A 16,249-nucleotide genomic window follows, 5' to 3' on the forward strand; every position below is an offset into this window, starting at 1 on the left:
GCCCTTATTTCGTCAGGGCTGCCGCGCACGCGTCAATTGCTGCCAGCGCCTCGTCGACATGGGATTTCGTGATGTTCAGCGGCGGCAAAAGGCGCACCACATTGTCGCCTGCCGGAACCGTCAAAAGGTTCAACTCACGCAGTTTGGCAACAACATCAACATTGGTCGGCACGGTTTTCATACCCAATAAAAGGCCCATGCCGCGTACTTCTTCGATAAAGCCCGGATGTTTCCGGGCAATGGCATCAAGCCCGTCGCGGATCAACTGGCTCATGTCCAGGACATGATCCATGAAACCGGGTTTCAGAATTTCATCCAGCACCGCATTGGCTGCGGCCATCGCAAGCGGATTGCCGCCAAACGTCGTGCCATGCATCCCTGCCGGAAGCGCCTGCGCCGCCTTTTCATTGGCCAGCAACGCCCCAACCGGGAACCCGCCGCCAAGCCCTTTGGCAGACGAAACAATATCGGGCACCATGTCCGACCATTCATAGGCAAACAGTTTACCGGTTCGGCCAATGCCGGTTTGAACTTCGTCAAACATCACCAGCATGCCGAACTCGTCGGCCGCCTTGCGCACCCCTTCAAGATACCCTTCTGGTGGACGGCAAATGCCGCCTTCGCCCTGAATAGGCTCGATCAGGATACCGCCGGTATTTGGCGTGATCGCGTTGCGCAATTCGTTCAGATTGCCAAAGGCCACCCGGTCGAACCCTTCGGGCATCGGACCGAAACCTTCGCGGTATTTATCGCTATAGCCTGCGGTCAGCGTGCCAAGTGTGCGGCCATGAAACGCATTGGTCGCAACCAGAATGCGGTTCTTTTCCGGCGTGCCCGACACATGCTGATACCGCCGGAGCATCTTGATGCCTGCTTCGTTGGCCTCGGCCCCCGAATTACAGAAAAACACCGTATCGGCAAAACTGTTGGCAACAAGCCGTTCGGCCAGCTTTTCCTGACCGGGAATCCGATACAGGTTCGAGGTATGCCAAAGCTTGCCGACCTGCTCGGTCAGCATTTTAACAAGATGCGGGTGCGCATGGCCAAGCGTGTTGACCGCAATACCCGACCCGAAATCAAGGAATCGTCGGCCGCCCTGCGCATAGAGATAAGGTCCATCACCTTTCTCAAAGGCCAAATCGGCCCGCGCATAGGTCGGCATGACGGGAGTAATCACTTTTTCATTCCTTGAACTAGGGTAAAAACTTGGTTCTTGACCACTTGGTCAGCTCCGGCAGAATACCGGGAAGCCGGGGAGTATCAAGAGATTCTACATCCCTGTCAACGTCGCAAAAAGCACTTAGAGCCCGGATTTTATTGCACCGCCAAAACAACAAAGGACAGCATCCGCTTTGGAATGCCGTCCTTTTAATGTGTTCTCGAACCGGATGGTACGGTCTGGCGGGGCTACGCCTTAAGCTTATAACCGCTTTTGATCATGCGATAGCACAGCAGCCAAAGCGCGCCATTCACCGCCGCCAACACAATAACACCGGTCATGATCGTGCCATCGGAAATCCCGGTGAAGCCATACCGGAACCCGTCAATCATGTAGAAGAACGGGTTGAAATGCACCAGAATCTGACCGGCTGCCGGCAGGCTTTCTGCACTGTAAAACGTGCCCGACAGGAACGATAACGGGGTGACGACAAAGTTGGTCACAACTGCGATATGATCGAACTTCTCGGCCCAAACGCCGCCCGCAATCCCGACAAGGGCAAGCATCAAGGATGCCGAAATCCCGAAATACAGGATCGCCCAGATGTTGTGGATGTGGACTTCGACAAAGAACGCCATGAAAATCGCCGTGACAACACCGACAACCACACCGCGCGTCACCGCGCCAAAGGCAAATCCGGCAACCAGTTCACCCGCTGAAAGCGGCGGCATCAAAACATCGACAATATTGCCCTGTACCTTTGCAATCGTGATCGAACTTGACGAATTGGCAAAGGCGTTTTGCACCATGGTCATCATGATCAGACCGGGTGCCAGAAAGGTGGAAAACGCAATACCGTTTACCGTTTCAACCGCACGGCCAAGGGCCAGCAGGAAGACGGCAAGAAACAGCAAGCTGGTGACAACGGGTGCCGCAACAGTTTGCAGATGCACATTCAGGAACCGGCGGACTTCTTTGGCATAAAGTGTCCAAAGGCCAAGCCAGTTCACCGCACCCAGTTGACGTGGGGCTAATTCGTTCATGAAATTTCCTTCGGAAAAATGCAGACATTTGCGCGTAAAATAGGGAGAGTGGGGTACTTGTTGCAAGGGTGCGTATTCATTCATGACGGCTGATATGAACGATAAACAGCGTCAAGGCCCGGAAACAGTGGCGTTAGAGCCTGAAAAAAAGCTTGGCGGCAACGCCCGTTTTGCCAGTTCCGGGGCCAAAAATTCAAAGAACACGCAACGCGATCCCAAACGACCGCGCAAAGTCACCCGCGACTATCTGATGAATTATGCCACCTGGTATCTCGAACGGTTTACCGCCTCGCGTGCCCGGCTTGAAAAACTGATGCGCGGCAAAATCCGTATTTCGGCGGCCGAATATGGAACCGATCCCGACGAAGCCATGCAATGGATGAATTCGGTTCTATCGGCCTGCGAGAAAGCCGGTTTCATAAATGATGATGCCTATGCCAAGGGCCGCGCGCGATCACTGCTGCGCAAAGGCAAGGCCATCCGGGTCATTGCCGCTGATTTATCCGCACGCGGTATTGCTGCCCATCAAATTGATCAGGCCATCACGGACCTAAAGGCCGAAGCCGATCAGGCCGCTTATGAAGAAGTCCGCAGCACCGATCCCAATATTGCCGCGGCCGCCGCCTATGCCAGACGCCGCCGCCTTGGCCCATGGCGCCGTCCTGATATCCGCGAAGAAAAACGCGACAAGGACATGGCCGCCCTTGCGCGCCAGGGATTTGGCTATGACACCGCCACCCGGATCATCAATAGCGACCTTGACGAACTCGGCGATCTTTTGTCCATGATCGACGGCATTTGATTGATCGGCCAATGCCCGTTATCAATTGGGTTCAGACCCTGGCATTCCTTTCCCGATACGGAGACCCGACACATGATGGTCCGCATCTATCACAATCCACGTTGCTCGAAATCCCGCCAGACCTTGGCGCTGATCGAAGAACAGGGCATTACGCCTGATGTGATTGCCTATCTTGATACGCCACCCACCCCGCAGGAGCTTTCAGGCATTCTTGATATGCTCGGCATGAAACCCGAAGACATCCTGCGCAAGAAAGAAGCCAGGGAAGAAGGCATTGCTGATTTGCGCGGCACTGATCTGATCGAAGCCCTTTGCGCCCATCCGCGCGCAATTGAACGCCCGATTGTCGTGAATGGTCATAAGGCCGCTTTGGGCCGACCGCCGGAGAACGTGCTGGATATCCTCTGACGTCACGCGGCCACGCACCATCCCCGACAAGATATTGATACCTAAGTAGATTCCCGCCTTCGCGGGAATGACGAAACAGAATTTCCTGCCCCCAAACAGCACCGTCACTCCCGCGAAGGCGGGAGTCCATGGTGCTTCATGCGCCGCACTGGATACACCCGAATTCTAAACGCCTGTGCCCGTTCGGCATGGGCGTTTTTCGTAATTAGTTAAAGTAGAACGCTCCCGATGCCATTATGTCTATGCGATAGAAACGCAAAACAAGACCACATATCGGGAGGCCACCCATGATTGCCGCATTCGCCCTGATCCTCGTTTGCCAGTTATTTGGCGAAGTCATATCGGAATTGTTCGACATGCCCGTTCCCGGCCCGGTGATCGGGCTGGTGCTGTTGTTCTTTGGCCTGTTGATCAGCCGCAAGCCGCCCAAGGTCCTGACCGATGCGGCAGATAACCTTCTGATCCATTTTTCATTGCTGTTTGTGCCTGCCGGTGTCGGCGTTGTCACCCAGATTGACCGCCTTAAGGGCGACTGGCTGCCGATTGCCGCAGCCCTGATCGTATCGACCTTGCTTGCGATTGTTCTAACAGCCATGTTGATGTCAAAACTGCTGCCCAAACCAACCGATGCGTCCGCTACGACCAATGCAAAGGATGCCTCGTAATGGAAACCGACATCACACAGCTTTGGGTTTATCTGTCGGCCAAACCGCTGACCGGGCTGACCATCACCCTTGTCGCCTATGCCATCGGGTTCTGGCTATATCAGAAAAGCAACCGCAACCCGATCTGCAATCCGGTGGTGATTGCCATCGCCCTGATCGCGTTTCTTCTTCACATCACCGACACGCCCTATGCCACCTATTTCGAAGGCGCACAATTCGTGCACTTCCTGTTGGGCCCGGCAACTGTTGCCTTGGCCGTGCCGCTGTTTCGTCAGATGGAAACCCTGAAACGTGCGATGCCCGTCATTGTCTTTGGCGTTCTGTTCGGATCATTGGTCGCCAGTGCCAGCACGGTTCTTCTGGCATGGGCCTTGGGGGCAAGCCCGGAAACGCTGGCATCTTTGGCACCCAAATCGGTCACCACTCCGGTTGCCATGGGCATAGCCGATGAAATCGGCGGGGTTCCGGCCCTCACCGCTGTTTGCGTGATTGCAACCGGCATTGTCGGTGCGACATTGGGCCCGATGGTAATGAATATGGCGGGTTTGAAAGACTGGCGTGCGCGGGGATTTGCCATGGGCGTCGGATCACACGGGATCGGGACTGCCCGTGCGTTTCAGGTCAATGAAACCGCCGGGGCCTTTTCCGGTTTGGCCATGGGGCTGAATACCATGGCCACCGCCATCACCATTCCGTTCTTATGGCACTGGATATTCGGGTGAGCCGAAGCTCACCCGAAAGAACGCATTAACCTGCACGCAATTTGGTCAGGAACTCTGAAACAGTTCCTTGCAGGGTATCGATCTGTTTGGCCATCGCACCAACAGTCTCATCAAGCTCACCCGCAGCAGCACCGCTGCTGCTGGCCGCCTTATGGATTTCATCCATATTGGCGACCACTTCGCTTGATCCGGTTGATGCACTGGTTGCGCTATTGGCGATCTCGTTCACAGCCGAGTTTTGCTCAGACACCGCAGAGGCAATACCGTTGGCAATCTCGCTGATTGACGAAATTGTCTGAGTGACCTTTTCAATGGCTTCAACCGTCACCTTGGTTTCACCCTGAATAGCGCCGATCTGCTGGGCAATTTCCTCGGTCGCTTTGGCTGTCTGATTGGCAAGATTTTTAACTTCCTGTGCCACAACGGCAAAGCCTTTGCCTGCTTCACCGGCACGGGCCGCTTCAATCGTTGCATTCAGGGCCAAAAGGTTGGTCTGCGATGCGATATCGTTAATCAGGCTGACAACCTGACCGATACGTTCTGCCGCCTCGGCAAGCCCGCCGACCATTTCATTGGCCCGCGATGCCTCGTCCACGGCTGCTTCGGCAATAGAGGTCGATTCACGAACCTGACCGCCGATTTCGCTAATGGATGCAGACAGTTCTTCAGTCGCTGCCGCAACCGTCTGAACATTGCGCGCCGAATCATTGGCCGCCTCTGATACCTTCTGGCTTTGATGAACCGAATGATTTGCAGAATGACGCATTTGCTCGGTGGATTTTAACATGCCACCCGTTGCCGCCCGGACCGATGAAACGATTTGCCCGACGGTTTGTTCAAGGTCTTGGGCAAGACGGTTACGCTGGGCAATGCCTTCCTGTTCGGAACGCTTTTCCGCAGCAACACGTGCCTCTTCGGCTTCGTCGATCTTTGCCGCCGTTTCCCGCCACCGCACCAGACCACTTGCGATCAGGCCGATCTCGTCCTTGCGTTCGGTAAAGGAAACTTCCTCGCTAAAGTCGCGATCCACAAACCGCGAAATCGTATGGCTGAGAACCGCCAGCGGTCCAAGCTGCCAACGCAGCAACAAGAACAGAAGAAGGGCCGATACAATCGCAACGATCACGCCGACAATCGCAATACGAGCTTCGATCTCGCCTGCAACGGCTGCGACTTCTGCCTTTTTGATCCCGACATAAAGGATACCAAGAACATCACCAGCCGGTGTCATGATCGGGCTGTATTGGGTGACATATTCGGTGCCAAGAATTAAGGCCTCGCCGCGGAATGTATTGCCCGACATGATCGGCGCATATGCCGCACTGCCTTTGCCAAGCATCGTGCCAACCGCGCGGTTGCCATCGGGTTTGATAATATTGGTCGAAACACGGATGAAATCTTTTTCGGCCGGAACATAGGCGAATACCGTGGCCGTCTGGCCCGTCGCGGTTCCGATCCGGTCAATCAGGGCGTGCGATGACAAATCCGGGATTTCCGGCATCACCAGCTTTGATGTTTCACCGTCTTTTGTAATCGTCATGGTGAAGTCAGGATTGGCATCCTGCAGCAACAATGCTGCGACACGCAGATTAAGCTTCTGCGACGCAAGACTATCGCTGGCAACTTGCTGATCAACACGCTGCATGATCAACACGCCAAGCAATATGACACCCCCGATAAGGATGGCGACAGCAGCCAAGGCTACTTTTAAAATCAGACTCTTAGACATGATCACTCCCTATTCGCCATTGCGACCCGAACCAGGAATTCAGGTAACAACCATGGATTTCAAGGCACATTTCGTAAGGTCTTGGCGCCAGGATTTAGCATCCTTATAAAATATAAAATAACAGGATTAATCCTTTTGTATAGGGATTAACACCATACGTTTGCATAGGTTTTAACCGAGCGTTTTGCGGCTCAATGAACACCAATCGAACATGCTCCCCGGTCAGACACGCCAAAACCATGCACCTGTCAGGGCACAGCATTGATCAATTTTGATATGGGGATTGTTCAGGGATTATTTATCGAGGATCGAAAAATCAGTAATCGACTTTAACAAAATACAACCCGTCTGCCGGGGCGGTCGGCCCACCTGCGGCGCGGTTACAGGCCTCAAGCGCGTGTTTCACATCAATCGGTTTCCAGCTGCCCTTACCAACCAGAACCAGTGTTCCGACCATATTGCGGACCTGATGATGCAGGAAGGATCGGCTTTCGGTGTGGACACGGATTTCAAGCGGGTTTTCGTGGCTGCGCGTGACTTCAAGCTTTTCCAGCGTCTTGATCGGGCTGTTGGCCTGACATTCGCTGGCCCGGAAACTGGTGAAATCAAACGTGCCGATCAGATGCCGGGCGGCTTCGTTCATGGCATCGATATCAAGCGGCTTATAGATGCCCCACGCAAGGCCTGCTTCGAATGTCAGCGGGGCGCGGCGATTAATGATGCGATACATGTAATAGCGTTTCTTCGATGAGAAACGGGCATGGAAGTCTTCTGATACTTCATCACAGATTTTAACCGCAACCGGGGCCGGTTTAAGGTGATGGTTGATCGCATTCATCACGGCCTCGGCCGGGTAGTATTTCGGCAGATCAAAATGAACGACCTGACCCAGCGCATGCACCCCGGCATCCGTCCGGCCCGAGACATAGACGCGCACAAATTCACCGACGAATTTTTCGATCGCGGTTTCAAAAACCTTCTGAACCGAAATCACTTCGTCCTGATATTGCCAGCCGTGATAGGGACGGCCATCATATTCAACGGTGCATTTATAACGCTGCATAGGGTGCTTTATATCCCGGCTTTCAAACGAAAACGAGGGGCATTGATGCCCCTCGTCACGTCACACAAACAATGCGTGATTATTTCAGGTCGTCATTGCCATAGCCAAGACGCAGACGCAGCGCATTAAGCTTGATAAAGCCTTCTGCATCATGCTGGTCATAAACCGTGTCGGCTTCAAACGTGACGTGTTCTTCGGAATAGATCGAATTCGGCGACTTACGACCGGTGACGGTGACGTTGCCTTTATACAGATCAAGGCGAACGGTGCCGTTCACGGAACGCTGGGTGTCATCGATCAGGCGCTGCAATGCCTGACGTTCTGGTGACCACCAATACCCGTTATAGATCATCTCGGCATAACGCGGCATCAGTTCGTCTTTAAGGTGACCGGCGTTACGGTCCAGCGTGATGCTTTCCATTGCGCGGTGCGCGGTCATCAGGATCGTGCCGCCCGGGGTTTCATAAACGCCGCGCGACTTCATGCCGACATAGCGGTTTTCAACCAGATCAAGACGACCAATCCCGTTTTTGCCTGCAACGTCGTTAAGAGCTGTCAGCAACGTGGCCGGGCTCATCCGTTCGCCGTTGACTGCAACCGGGTCACCTTTTTCAAACTCGATTTCAATCGTGGTGATGGCATCCGGTGCGTTCTGTGGCGAAACCGTGCGCATGAACATATTTTCGTTCGGCTTCGTCCACGGATCTTCCAGCGCCTTACCTTCATAAGAAATATGCAGAAGGTTGGCATCGGTCGAATAGGGCGGCTCATCGCCACCGGCTTTGTCGGCCGAAATCGGAATCTGGTGTTTCCGGGCGAAGTCCAGCAAAGCGGTACGGGAATTCAGTTCCCATTCACGCCATGGGGCAATCACTTTGACGTCCGGCTTCAGGCCGTAATAGCCAAGCTCGAAACGGACCTGATCGTTACCTTTGCCGGTTGCGCCGTGCGAAACCGCATCGGCACCAACTTCTTTGGCGATCTCGATCTGACGTTTGGCGATCAGCGGACGGGCGATTGACGTACCAAGCAGATAGACACCTTCATACAGGGCATTGGCACGGAACATCGGGAAGACGTAATCGCGTACGAATTCTTCGCGCAGATCTTCGATGAAAATCTGTTTGACGCCAAACATCTCTGCCTTTTTACGGGCTGGCTCAAGCTCTTCGCCCTGGCCGAGATCGGCGGTGAAAGTCACGACTTCGCAGTTATACTGTTCGCGCAGCCATTTCAGGATGATGGAAGTATCAAGCCCACCTGAATAGGCAAGGACTACCTTTTTGACCTGATCGCTCATTGGAGTGACGCCTTTCTTCTTCCGATGTAATGCAGGGCGCGGCGCACATCGGCCAGCGTCCCGTCGGGGTCTGCAAACATCATGTCGCAATTCGCCCCTAGACCTTGAGCGCGGAGTATAGGAAAACACTATCACGGGGCAAGGCCCAAGATTGGGCTGGATGCCAAAAAGGCACAAAAACCCGTAAAATTTCGCATCGCTTTTGGAAAAAACCACTCCGAATGCTCATAAACGCCGAAGAAACCGAAATCGATATGCCCAAAATCGGACCGTTGCCGGTGCGATTGCGGCCCAGTGCGCGCGCGTCGCGACTCAAATTGCGCATCGATCCGGCGTTTGACGGGGTGGAAATTGTCGTCCCCAACGGGGTATCGCGCAAAACCGCGATCTCGATGCTTTTTCAACATGGCGACTGGGTTACCGCCCATATTCAACGACTGCCAGACCGGGTGCAATTTGTCCCCGGTGCGTGGATTCCCTTTATGGGTCACGACCACGCCATCCGTGCTGTGCCCGAGGCAAAGCGCGGTGTCTGGGCCGAATCCGGGATCATCTGGGTGTCAGGTTTGCCCGAATATACCAATCGCCGTGTGACCGATTTTCTCAAGAAACAGGCCAAGCTTGAAATCGCCCCGCGCGCCCATGAATATGCCGAAAAACTTGGCAAAAAAGTCAATCGCATCTCGCTGAAAGACACCCGCACGCGCTGGGGCAGTTGTTCATCAAATGGCAATCTGTCCTTTAGCTGGCGACTCGTTTTGGCGCCTGAAGATGTGCTTGATTATGTGGTTGCCCACGAGGTCGCTCATCTACAGGAACTTAACCATTCTGCCCGGTTCTGGGCCGTGGTTGAAGAGTTGTATGGTCCATCGAAAAAACAGCAACACTGGCTTAAAAGAAACGGCTCTGCCCTGCACCGTTACGGTGAAGGAAGCTAGAAAACTCAAGTGTTAGAGACCCATTGATGTTGATCCCGATTGAAACGCTGGCGATTTTTATTCCCACCGCCCTGGCCCTGAATATGACGCCGGGCAATGACATGCTGTTTTGTCTGGGACAGGGGATTAAATCCGGCCCGAAAGCAGGCAATGCCGCGAGTTTCGGGATTGCCACCGGGGCAATGATCCATACCCTTCTGGCCGGTCTTGGTCTGGCCGCACTGGTGGCGGCCCATCCGGTTGCGTTGGAGGTCCTGCGCTGGGCGGGGATTGCCTATCTGGTGTGGCTGGCGATCGGTGCGTTTCGCGCCGGAACCCAGACGCTAGAACCGGCAAAAACCCAGCGTTCCAGCGCCTTTAGCGCCTGGCGTGACGGGATTGTGGTGAACCTTTTGAACCCGAAAATCATTGTCTTTGTGCTGGCTTTCATCCCGCAATTTGTTGATCCGGCGCGCGGTTCGGTGTTGGGGCAGTTTTTGATTTTCGGGCTGATTTTAAATATCGGCGGGACGATTATTAATTGTCTGGTCGGCGGATTTGCCGGGAAACTGGGGGCTGTTTTATCAAGGTCGGCCAAGATCGCACGCGGCTTTCAAATCTTTACCGGCTGCGTGTTTCTGGGCCTTGCCGCCAAGCTGGCCTTTGACAAGCGTTAATGAATAATCACGCCCATTATTCAAAATTAGTGAATAATGACCTGCTCCATTTTTGAAGAATGATCCGCTCCCACAGAAGCGCCTTCGAAACCGTCAGATAAATCCTCATACAATACATCCACTCGCACGCAAATTGGGCAGTTCGGCGCGCAAGAATGCCAGGAAGCTTTTTTCCACCGCACTGAGTTCACGTGATGCGGTGAACAGGGCAACATCCCATTCAATGGCCGGGGTCAGGGTGCGGGCGACGACTTTGTCTTTGTCAACCAGCAGGGCAGCGAACGGATCGCTGACCGCGATGCCGACATTGCGCTCCACCAGCCGCGAGATGGTTCTGATGGTGCGGCCTTCCACTGCGATCTTGCGCGGCCAACCGGCAATCTGGAAAATATAGTCGATCTTGGTGCGCAAGGGCGATCCGATGGAAAGCTCGACAAAGTCTTCGCCGCGCAAAAGGTCGATATCAATTGTTTCGAACCCGGCCAGCCGATGATCAACCGGCATCAGACAAACCGCACGTGATTGCGCCAGCGGCGTGATCACGACATTGGGGTCTTGCAGATCAAGAGTGATGCCAATGCCAAGATCACATTCACGGGTCGAGAGCATATCGAGCATGCCTTCAAGCCCGGTATCGGTGACACTGACCGACACATTGGGGTGGGCACGTTTGAACTTTGCGACCACGTCCAACAGATAGGTATCAACATAGATCGGCTGGGCAGCAATCCGGATCGCGCCCAACTGATCATTGGCAATTGCCCGGGCCTGGGTTTCGACTTCGCGAAAGGCGTTGAGCGAGCGCAAGACCGTTCCGTGAAATTGCTGGGCCTCGGTGGTGGCGGTCAGCTGATTGCGTTTGCGAATGAACAGGGCAAACCCGACCGATTTTTCAAAGTTATTGAGCAACCGACTGACCATCGGCTGACTGACATTCATCGCCTGTGCCGCCTTGGTAACTGACCCATAGGTCATAAAAGCATTGAAGCTTTCAAGTTCACGGACATTCATGTGGCGGCTCCGATGGTGGGTCGATTTTCTTGGGGTTGATCAGCCTGCATGCTCAGGGCTGTTGTCCTAGCAGCTCAGCCTGCTTAAGCGTCAGCTCGGAGCATCTTATATCAGCTCAAGGCTGTTCAGTATGTAAATTAGTTATACTGGAATTAATTTTTTGCGTCACGGGTTATAGTTTGTCTATGGATTAAGGCACAAAAAGAAAAGTCAGAGCTCCGGCAATCGTGCCACCACCAAACAGGGAGACATGAAAATGTTTCGTCAGCTCAAAAAAGCAGCCGGCCTAGCTGCCGCCATCCTAGCGACAACCACCATGATTTCGACCGCCCAGGCAGATGCCTATCCTGAAAAAGCAATCACCCTTGTTGTGCCGTATGGTGCCGGTGGTGCATCGGATCTGGCAGGTCGCGCACTTGCTGAAACCGCGCGTAACTATACCGACGGTCAGCCAATCGTGGTTGTTAACAAGACCGGCAATGGCGGCATGAACGGTGCGCGTTTCGTGACCGAACAGAAGCCGGATGGCTATACCCTTTTGCTGTCGCGCGTTGGCATGGCGCTGTATCCGGCTGTTTATGCAGACAGCCCGGTTGGCTGGGACGATTACACCTTCCTTGGCATTCTTGAATCCACCCCGATGATTCTGGCCGTGAATGCAAATTCGGACGTCAAAACCATCGATGATTTGATCGCAAAGATTAAAGACAGCGACGGTGCAACCACCTATGCCGCATCCGGCCCCACCGCGATTGACGGCTTCTCGGTTCAGGCACTTCTGTCCGATCTTGATCTTGATCCGCTGACCGCATCCACCCTCGTGCCATATAAAGGCGGCTCTGCTTTGGCCGCTGCCCTTCTTGGCGGTCACGTTGATTTTCTGGCGATTGCCGCCGGTTCTTTGATGCCCCACATCGAAGCCGGTAAAATGCGCCCGTTGATGGTCTATTCGCCAAAACGCATGGAAGCGCTTCCGGACGTCCCGACCGCCAAAGAACTTGGTTATGCTCAGGCTGGTCAGGTTGGCGGCTGGAGCGGTCTGTACGCACCGAAAGGTCTTCCGGAAGACGTCGTGGCAAAATGGACCGATGTTCTTGGCAATGTTTCGACCAACGAACAGTGGCTTGATCTGGCGAAAAAACGCGGTTCGATCTCGGTCATCGGTGATGAAGATCCGTCCGCTTACGTCAAAAGCCAGTTCGAACTTTACAACGGCATGGCCCAGAAGTTCGGCTATATCCAGTAAGGCGTTTGCAGACGTCCCGAATGGCAGGCAAAGCCCGGAATTGACCAACATCGTCATTCCGGGCTGCGCAAGGTGCTGACCCGGACTCCATCTTTGTTGCGACCTCGACAGATTCCCGCCTTCGCGGGAATGACGGTGACGGGCAAGAAGGTGCGGATGTGTTCGCTATCCCGGGAATTGTTCAAACGTTCTTTAATTGAAGATTTTAATGCGAGACGGAACCATGAACCAAAATCGCGATTTTTATGCCGGACTGGTCGCAACGGCGTTCTTTGCCATCGTCCTGTTTGTTCTGATCCCGATCTATGTGAAGGTTCCGTCTTTCATCCCCGGATTTGCCCCGCCGCCTGATATGTGGCCGCGTGTTGTTGCCGTCATCGGGTTTGTCATGGGTATTTTGGCCCTTGTCCTGGCCTTTCCCAAAATGCGCGACGCCAGCCGCCATCAACTCACCGGGTTTGGCGGCAGTTTGAACCGACATAAGGTTCAAATAGCGCGCTTTGTCGGTTTGCTGGTTTTGTTTGCCGCCTTTGTCTATGGCGCGCCGGTGATCGGGTTTGTCCCGGCAACCGTTGTTTTGCTGGGTGTTTTATTCATCATGACCGGCAATTTCGAACGCAAGTTCTCGATGATTGCCCTTTCGATCATTTTCCCGGTTTTGCTGTATCTGCTGTTTACCGAAGTCACTCATACGCCCTTCCCCGAAGGCATGCTGTTTTCCGACAGCCTTTCTGACCTCGTAACCCTGACCTAATCGAAAGCCCCATCGTTATGTGGAATGAATTGCTTTTCGCCTTCCAGTCTGTGGCAACGCTTCCGAATTTTCTGGCGATGTTTGCCGGGATCTGGGGCGGTGTGATTATTGGTGCGATCCCGGGCATGACCGGGACGATGGCCGTGACACTGGCCTTGCCGTTTACGTTTTATCTGCCGCCGGTCACCAGCATCCTTTTGTTGGTTGCCCTGTATAAGGGATCGACCTATGGCGGATCGATTTCGGCGATCCTGATCAAAACGCCGGGCACTGCATCGGCGGCCTGTACGGTTCTTGATGGCTATCCGCTGGCCCGGCAGGGCAAAGGCGGTAAGGCGTTAAATATGGCGCTGGTTTCAAGCTGTATCGGCGACTTTATTTCCAACATTTCGCTGTTCTTCCTTGCCATGCCGTTGGCGATGTTTGCGCTTCGGATTGGTCCGCCGGAATTCTTTATGCTGATGGCGTTTTCCTTGACCATTGTGGCCAGTATTTCCGGCCGATCGCTGGTTTTGGGCATCATTTCGGCCTGTCTTGGTCTTTTGCTGGCAACGGTTGGCGAAGATATCTATGGGTCGTACCGTTTTGCCCTGTCCGAGGACATGAAATCGGGTCTTGGTATGGTGCCGGTGTTGATTGGCCTGTTTGCCCTGCCTGAACTGATCAAAATGATCGTGTTCCGGTCAGAAGAAAACACCGAAGCGATGAAACTTGGCGATAACCGCCTGACACTTTCGGAATTCCGCGGGTCGCTTAAATCGATCTGTCGCGGGTCGTTGATCGGGGTGGTTCTTGGCGCCATTCCGGGCATTGGCCCGTCGACCGCTGCGTTCTTTTCTTATAGCGAAGCCCGCCGGACATCGAAAAACGGCGATAAGTTTGGCGAAGGCGAGCTTGAAGGTGTTGCTGCGTCAGAATCGGCCAATAACGGGGCCTGCGGTGCGACCATGATCCCGCTTTTGGCTCTTGGCGTTCCGGGTGATGTGATTACCGGTGTGATGCTCGGTGCGTTTATGATCCATGGCCTGACCCCCGGTCCGCTTTTATTCCAGAATAACCTTGGCGAGGTTTATGCGCTGTTTGTCGGGATCCTGTTTAGTTCCGTCTTCCTGTTTATTGCCGGGAAAGCAACGGCAGGGGCGTTTACCAAAATCTCGCGCATTCCCCAAACCTTGCTTTTACCGTGCATTTTGATCCTGTGCGTCTATGGCATCTATTCCATCGGGGCCAGCCCGTTTGACGTTACCGTCCTTCTGGTGATGGGTGTGGTTGGTTTTGCCATGATGTTGCTCAACATCCCGGCTGCACCCTTCCTGATTGCCTTTATCCTTGGCCCGATGTTTGAAGACAATATGCGTCGTTCGCTGGCGATTTCGCGCGGTGATCTTGGCGTCTTCTTCCAGTCATGGATTTCATGGGGCTTCTTTGCCCTGACCGTTCTGTTCGTCATTCTGACCATTCGCCGCGAATGGAAGAAATGGCGCGAAAAGCGTGATACCCGCGCTGCGTCCGCATCCTGAACCGAGAAATAGAAATGTCCAAACCAAACATGTCGCGTCTTCACAATGCCATTGATCTTCTTGGCAAGCTGGTTGCGTTCGACACCACAAGCAAAAACTCGAATCTCGGTCTGATCCATTTTGTCCGCGACTATCTGGCGCAATATGGCATTGAATCCACGCTGTTTCATGACGAAACCGGTCAAAAGGCCAACCTTTTGGCGACCATTGGCCCCAAAGGGGTTCCGGGCATCGCACTTTCGGGTCATACCGATGTTGTGCCGGCGCTTGAAACCACATGGATCAGCCCGGCGTTCGAGTTGACCGAACGCGACGGCAAATTGTTTGGCCGTGGATCGGCGGATATGAAGGGCTTTTCAGCCTGCGCGCTTGCGATGATCCCCGATCTGGTCAAACGCGATCTTGCGATCCCGTTCCATCTTTGCCTGTCTTATGACGAGGAAGTTGGCTGCATCGGGGTTGGGTCGATGGTTGATCATTTGGCCGCGATGGACACCCCGCCGCGACTGGCGGTGATCGGGGAGCCGACCGACATGAAGGTCATTAATGGCCAGAAGGGCAAATATTCCATGCGGGTTGGCGTGACCGGAACGGCCGGGCACAGCTCGTTTGCGCCCAATCACGTCAATGCCATTGAATATGCCAGCCGTGCGATCAATCTGATTGCGCAGCAGGCGCGTGATTTTGAAGAAAACGGCCCGTTTGACGATGATTTCACCGTGCCGCACAGCACCATGCTGACCACCACCATTGGCGGCGGAACGGCCACCAACGTTACCCCGGATTATTGTGAATTCACCTTTGAAATCCGCCACCTGCCCGATCATGACGCCGAAAAAGTCATTGCCGATCTTCAAGCCACGATCATGGAAACGCTTGATGCCGAGATGAAGGCAAAGGCAGATGACACCGGATTTAGCTTTGAGAAAATCTTTTCCTATCCGGGGATGGGCGATTGCACGGATGCAGACGGATTTGAGTATGTGCGCAACATCATCCCCGATATTTCGGGCAAGGTTTCTTATGGCTCGGAAGGCGGGGTGTTTGAAAAACAGGGCAATATCCCGTCAATCATTTGTGGTCCGGGCAGCATCAAACAGGCCCACAAGCCCAATGAATTCATTGAAATTTCGCAAATCGAGGAATGTCTGGACTTCCTTGAGGCGCTCACAGATCAGGCAATAGCTGCCTGATATCTCACCGCGGCGCTGCGTCACCCTCAGCGCCATCTGG

16 protein-coding genes are annotated in these 16,249 nt (G+C 54.0%); 10 read left to right on the top strand and 6 right to left on the bottom strand.

Going from position 1 to position 16,249, the window contains the following annotated elements; all coding sequences use genetic code 11:
* Positions 1-4 precede the first annotated feature (4 nt).
* Both RIC05_RS04015 and RIC05_RS04020 read right to left on the bottom strand, forming a co-directional pair.
* Positions 5-1,162 (bottom strand): aspartate aminotransferase family protein, encoded by a 1,158-nt coding sequence (locus RIC05_RS04015; protein ID WP_350045337.1) that lies wholly within the window; start codon positions 1,160-1,162, stop codon positions 5-7.
* 245 nt (positions 1,163-1,407) lie between these two features.
* Positions 1,408-2,202 (bottom strand): ABC transporter permease, encoded by a 795-nt coding sequence (locus RIC05_RS04020; protein WP_350045252.1) that lies wholly within the window; start codon positions 2,200-2,202, stop codon positions 1,408-1,410.
* 94 nt (positions 2,203-2,296) lie between these two features.
* On the opposite strand from RIC05_RS04020, the gene RIC05_RS04025 reads away from it, so the two are divergent.
* The 4 genes from RIC05_RS04025 (at position 2,297) to RIC05_RS04040 (ending at position 4,799) form a co-directional block, all read left to right on the top strand.
* Complete coding sequence (locus tag RIC05_RS04025; RefSeq protein ID WP_350045251.1) at positions 2,297-3,004, top strand: regulatory protein RecX; 708 nt, start codon at positions 2,297-2,299, stop codon at positions 3,002-3,004.
* A 72-nt stretch (positions 3,005-3,076) separates the two neighbouring features.
* A complete protein-coding gene (arsC, locus tag RIC05_RS04030; RefSeq protein ID WP_350045250.1) occupies positions 3,077-3,412 on the top strand; it encodes an arsenate reductase (glutaredoxin) in 336 nt (111 codons plus the stop codon).
* Between the two features lie 287 nt (positions 3,413-3,699).
* The gene (locus RIC05_RS04035; RefSeq protein WP_350045249.1) at positions 3,700-4,077 is read left to right on the top strand and encodes a CidA/LrgA family protein; all 378 of its coding nucleotides are present in this window, start codon (positions 3,700-3,702) and stop codon (positions 4,075-4,077) included.
* Positions 4,077-4,799, top strand: coding sequence for an LrgB family protein (locus tag RIC05_RS04040; protein WP_350045248.1), 723 nt, complete (start codon positions 4,077-4,079; stop codon positions 4,797-4,799). Before RIC05_RS04035 ends, RIC05_RS04040 begins: the two co-directional genes overlap by 1 nt.
* Before the next feature lie 25 nt (positions 4,800-4,824).
* Here RIC05_RS04040 and RIC05_RS04045 read toward each other — a convergent pair whose 3' ends face one another.
* The 3 genes from RIC05_RS04045 to RIC05_RS04055 all read right to left on the bottom strand — a co-directional run bounded on the left by RIC05_RS04045 (position 4,825) and on the right by RIC05_RS04055 (position 8,891).
* Positions 4,825-6,528: a methyl-accepting chemotaxis protein gene (locus tag RIC05_RS04045; protein ID WP_350045247.1), complete on the bottom strand. Its 1,704-nt coding sequence runs from the start codon at positions 6,526-6,528 to the stop codon at positions 4,825-4,827.
* A gap of 316 nt (positions 6,529-6,844) precedes the next feature.
* Positions 6,845-7,591, bottom strand: a complete 747-nt coding sequence (truA, locus tag RIC05_RS04050) for a tRNA pseudouridine(38-40) synthase TruA (RefSeq protein WP_350045246.1) — start codon at positions 7,589-7,591, stop codon at positions 6,845-6,847.
* A gap of 79 nt (positions 7,592-7,670) precedes the next feature.
* Positions 7,671-8,891, bottom strand: a complete 1,221-nt coding sequence (locus RIC05_RS04055) for an argininosuccinate synthase (protein WP_350045245.1) — start codon at positions 8,889-8,891, stop codon at positions 7,671-7,673.
* A gap of 221 nt (positions 8,892-9,112) precedes the next feature.
* On the opposite strand from RIC05_RS04055, the gene RIC05_RS04060 reads away from it, so the two are divergent.
* Entirely contained in the window at positions 9,113-9,829 is a 717-nt protein-coding gene (locus RIC05_RS04060; protein ID WP_350045244.1) for a M48 family metallopeptidase, read from the top strand.
* 26 nt (positions 9,830-9,855) lie between these two features.
* Positions 9,856-10,485 (top strand): LysE family translocator, encoded by a 630-nt coding sequence (locus RIC05_RS04065; RefSeq protein WP_350045243.1) that lies wholly within the window; start codon positions 9,856-9,858, stop codon positions 10,483-10,485.
* Positions 10,486-10,590: 105 nt separating this feature from the next.
* Here the strand turns inward: RIC05_RS04065 and RIC05_RS04070 are convergent, their stop codons facing one another.
* Complete coding sequence (locus RIC05_RS04070) at positions 10,591-11,496, bottom strand: LysR family transcriptional regulator (protein ID WP_350045242.1); 906 nt, start codon at positions 11,494-11,496, stop codon at positions 10,591-10,593.
* A 256-nt stretch (positions 11,497-11,752) separates the two neighbouring features.
* On the opposite strand from RIC05_RS04070, the gene RIC05_RS04075 reads away from it, so the two are divergent.
* From RIC05_RS04075 to argE, 4 genes are all read left to right on the top strand, one after another.
* Positions 11,753-12,742 (top strand): Bug family tripartite tricarboxylate transporter substrate binding protein, encoded by a 990-nt coding sequence (locus RIC05_RS04075; RefSeq protein ID WP_350045241.1) that lies wholly within the window; start codon positions 11,753-11,755, stop codon positions 12,740-12,742.
* 223 nt (positions 12,743-12,965) lie between these two features.
* On the top strand, positions 12,966-13,496 hold the full coding sequence (locus tag RIC05_RS04080) for a tripartite tricarboxylate transporter TctB family protein (protein ID WP_350045240.1): 531 nt from the start codon (positions 12,966-12,968) through the stop codon (positions 13,494-13,496).
* Between the two features lie 17 nt (positions 13,497-13,513).
* Positions 13,514-15,016 carry a tripartite tricarboxylate transporter permease gene (locus RIC05_RS04085; RefSeq protein ID WP_350045239.1) on the top strand — a complete coding sequence of 501 codons (1,503 nt, stop codon included), beginning with the start codon at positions 13,514-13,516 and terminating at the stop codon, positions 15,014-15,016.
* Between the two features lie 14 nt (positions 15,017-15,030).
* A complete protein-coding gene (gene argE, locus RIC05_RS04090; RefSeq protein ID WP_350045238.1) occupies positions 15,031-16,209 on the top strand; it encodes an acetylornithine deacetylase in 1,179 nt (392 codons plus the stop codon).
* The last annotated feature ends 40 nt before the right edge of the window (positions 16,210-16,249 follow it).

It is taken from the genome of Thalassospira sp., assembly GCF_040218635.1.
Lineage (GTDB): Bacteria > Pseudomonadota > Alphaproteobacteria > Rhodospirillales > Thalassospiraceae > Thalassospira.

Coding starts and splice junctions, on each gene's coding strand:
- RIC05_RS04015 (WP_350045337.1), bottom strand. CDS start 1,162: ATGCCGACCTATGCGCGGGCCGATTTGGCCTTTGAGAAAGGTGATGGA.
- RIC05_RS04020 (WP_350045252.1), bottom strand. CDS start 2,202: ATGAACGAATTAGCCCCACGTCAACTGGGTGCGGTGAACTGGCTTGGC.
- RIC05_RS04025 (WP_350045251.1), top strand. CDS start 2,297: ATGAACGATAAACAGCGTCAAGGCCCGGAAACAGTGGCGTTAGAGCCT.
- arsC (WP_350045250.1), top strand. CDS start 3,077: ATGATGGTCCGCATCTATCACAATCCACGTTGCTCGAAATCCCGCCAG.
- RIC05_RS04035 (WP_350045249.1), top strand. CDS start 3,700: ATGATTGCCGCATTCGCCCTGATCCTCGTTTGCCAGTTATTTGGCGAA.
- RIC05_RS04040 (WP_350045248.1), top strand. CDS start 4,077: ATGGAAACCGACATCACACAGCTTTGGGTTTATCTGTCGGCCAAACCG.
- RIC05_RS04045 (WP_350045247.1), bottom strand. CDS start 6,528: ATGTCTAAGAGTCTGATTTTAAAAGTAGCCTTGGCTGCTGTCGCCATC.
- truA (WP_350045246.1), bottom strand. CDS start 7,591: ATGCAGCGTTATAAATGCACCGTTGAATATGATGGCCGTCCCTATCAC.
- RIC05_RS04055 (WP_350045245.1), bottom strand. CDS start 8,891: ATGAGCGATCAGGTCAAAAAGGTAGTCCTTGCCTATTCAGGTGGGCTT.
- RIC05_RS04060 (WP_350045244.1), top strand. CDS start 9,113: ATGCTCATAAACGCCGAAGAAACCGAAATCGATATGCCCAAAATCGGA.
- RIC05_RS04065 (WP_350045243.1), top strand. CDS start 9,856: ATGTTGATCCCGATTGAAACGCTGGCGATTTTTATTCCCACCGCCCTG.
- RIC05_RS04070 (WP_350045242.1), bottom strand. CDS start 11,496: ATGAATGTCCGTGAACTTGAAAGCTTCAATGCTTTTATGACCTATGGG.
- RIC05_RS04075 (WP_350045241.1), top strand. CDS start 11,753: ATGTTTCGTCAGCTCAAAAAAGCAGCCGGCCTAGCTGCCGCCATCCTA.
- RIC05_RS04080 (WP_350045240.1), top strand. CDS start 12,966: ATGAACCAAAATCGCGATTTTTATGCCGGACTGGTCGCAACGGCGTTC.
- RIC05_RS04085 (WP_350045239.1), top strand. CDS start 13,514: ATGTGGAATGAATTGCTTTTCGCCTTCCAGTCTGTGGCAACGCTTCCG.
- argE (WP_350045238.1), top strand. CDS start 15,031: ATGTCCAAACCAAACATGTCGCGTCTTCACAATGCCATTGATCTTCTT.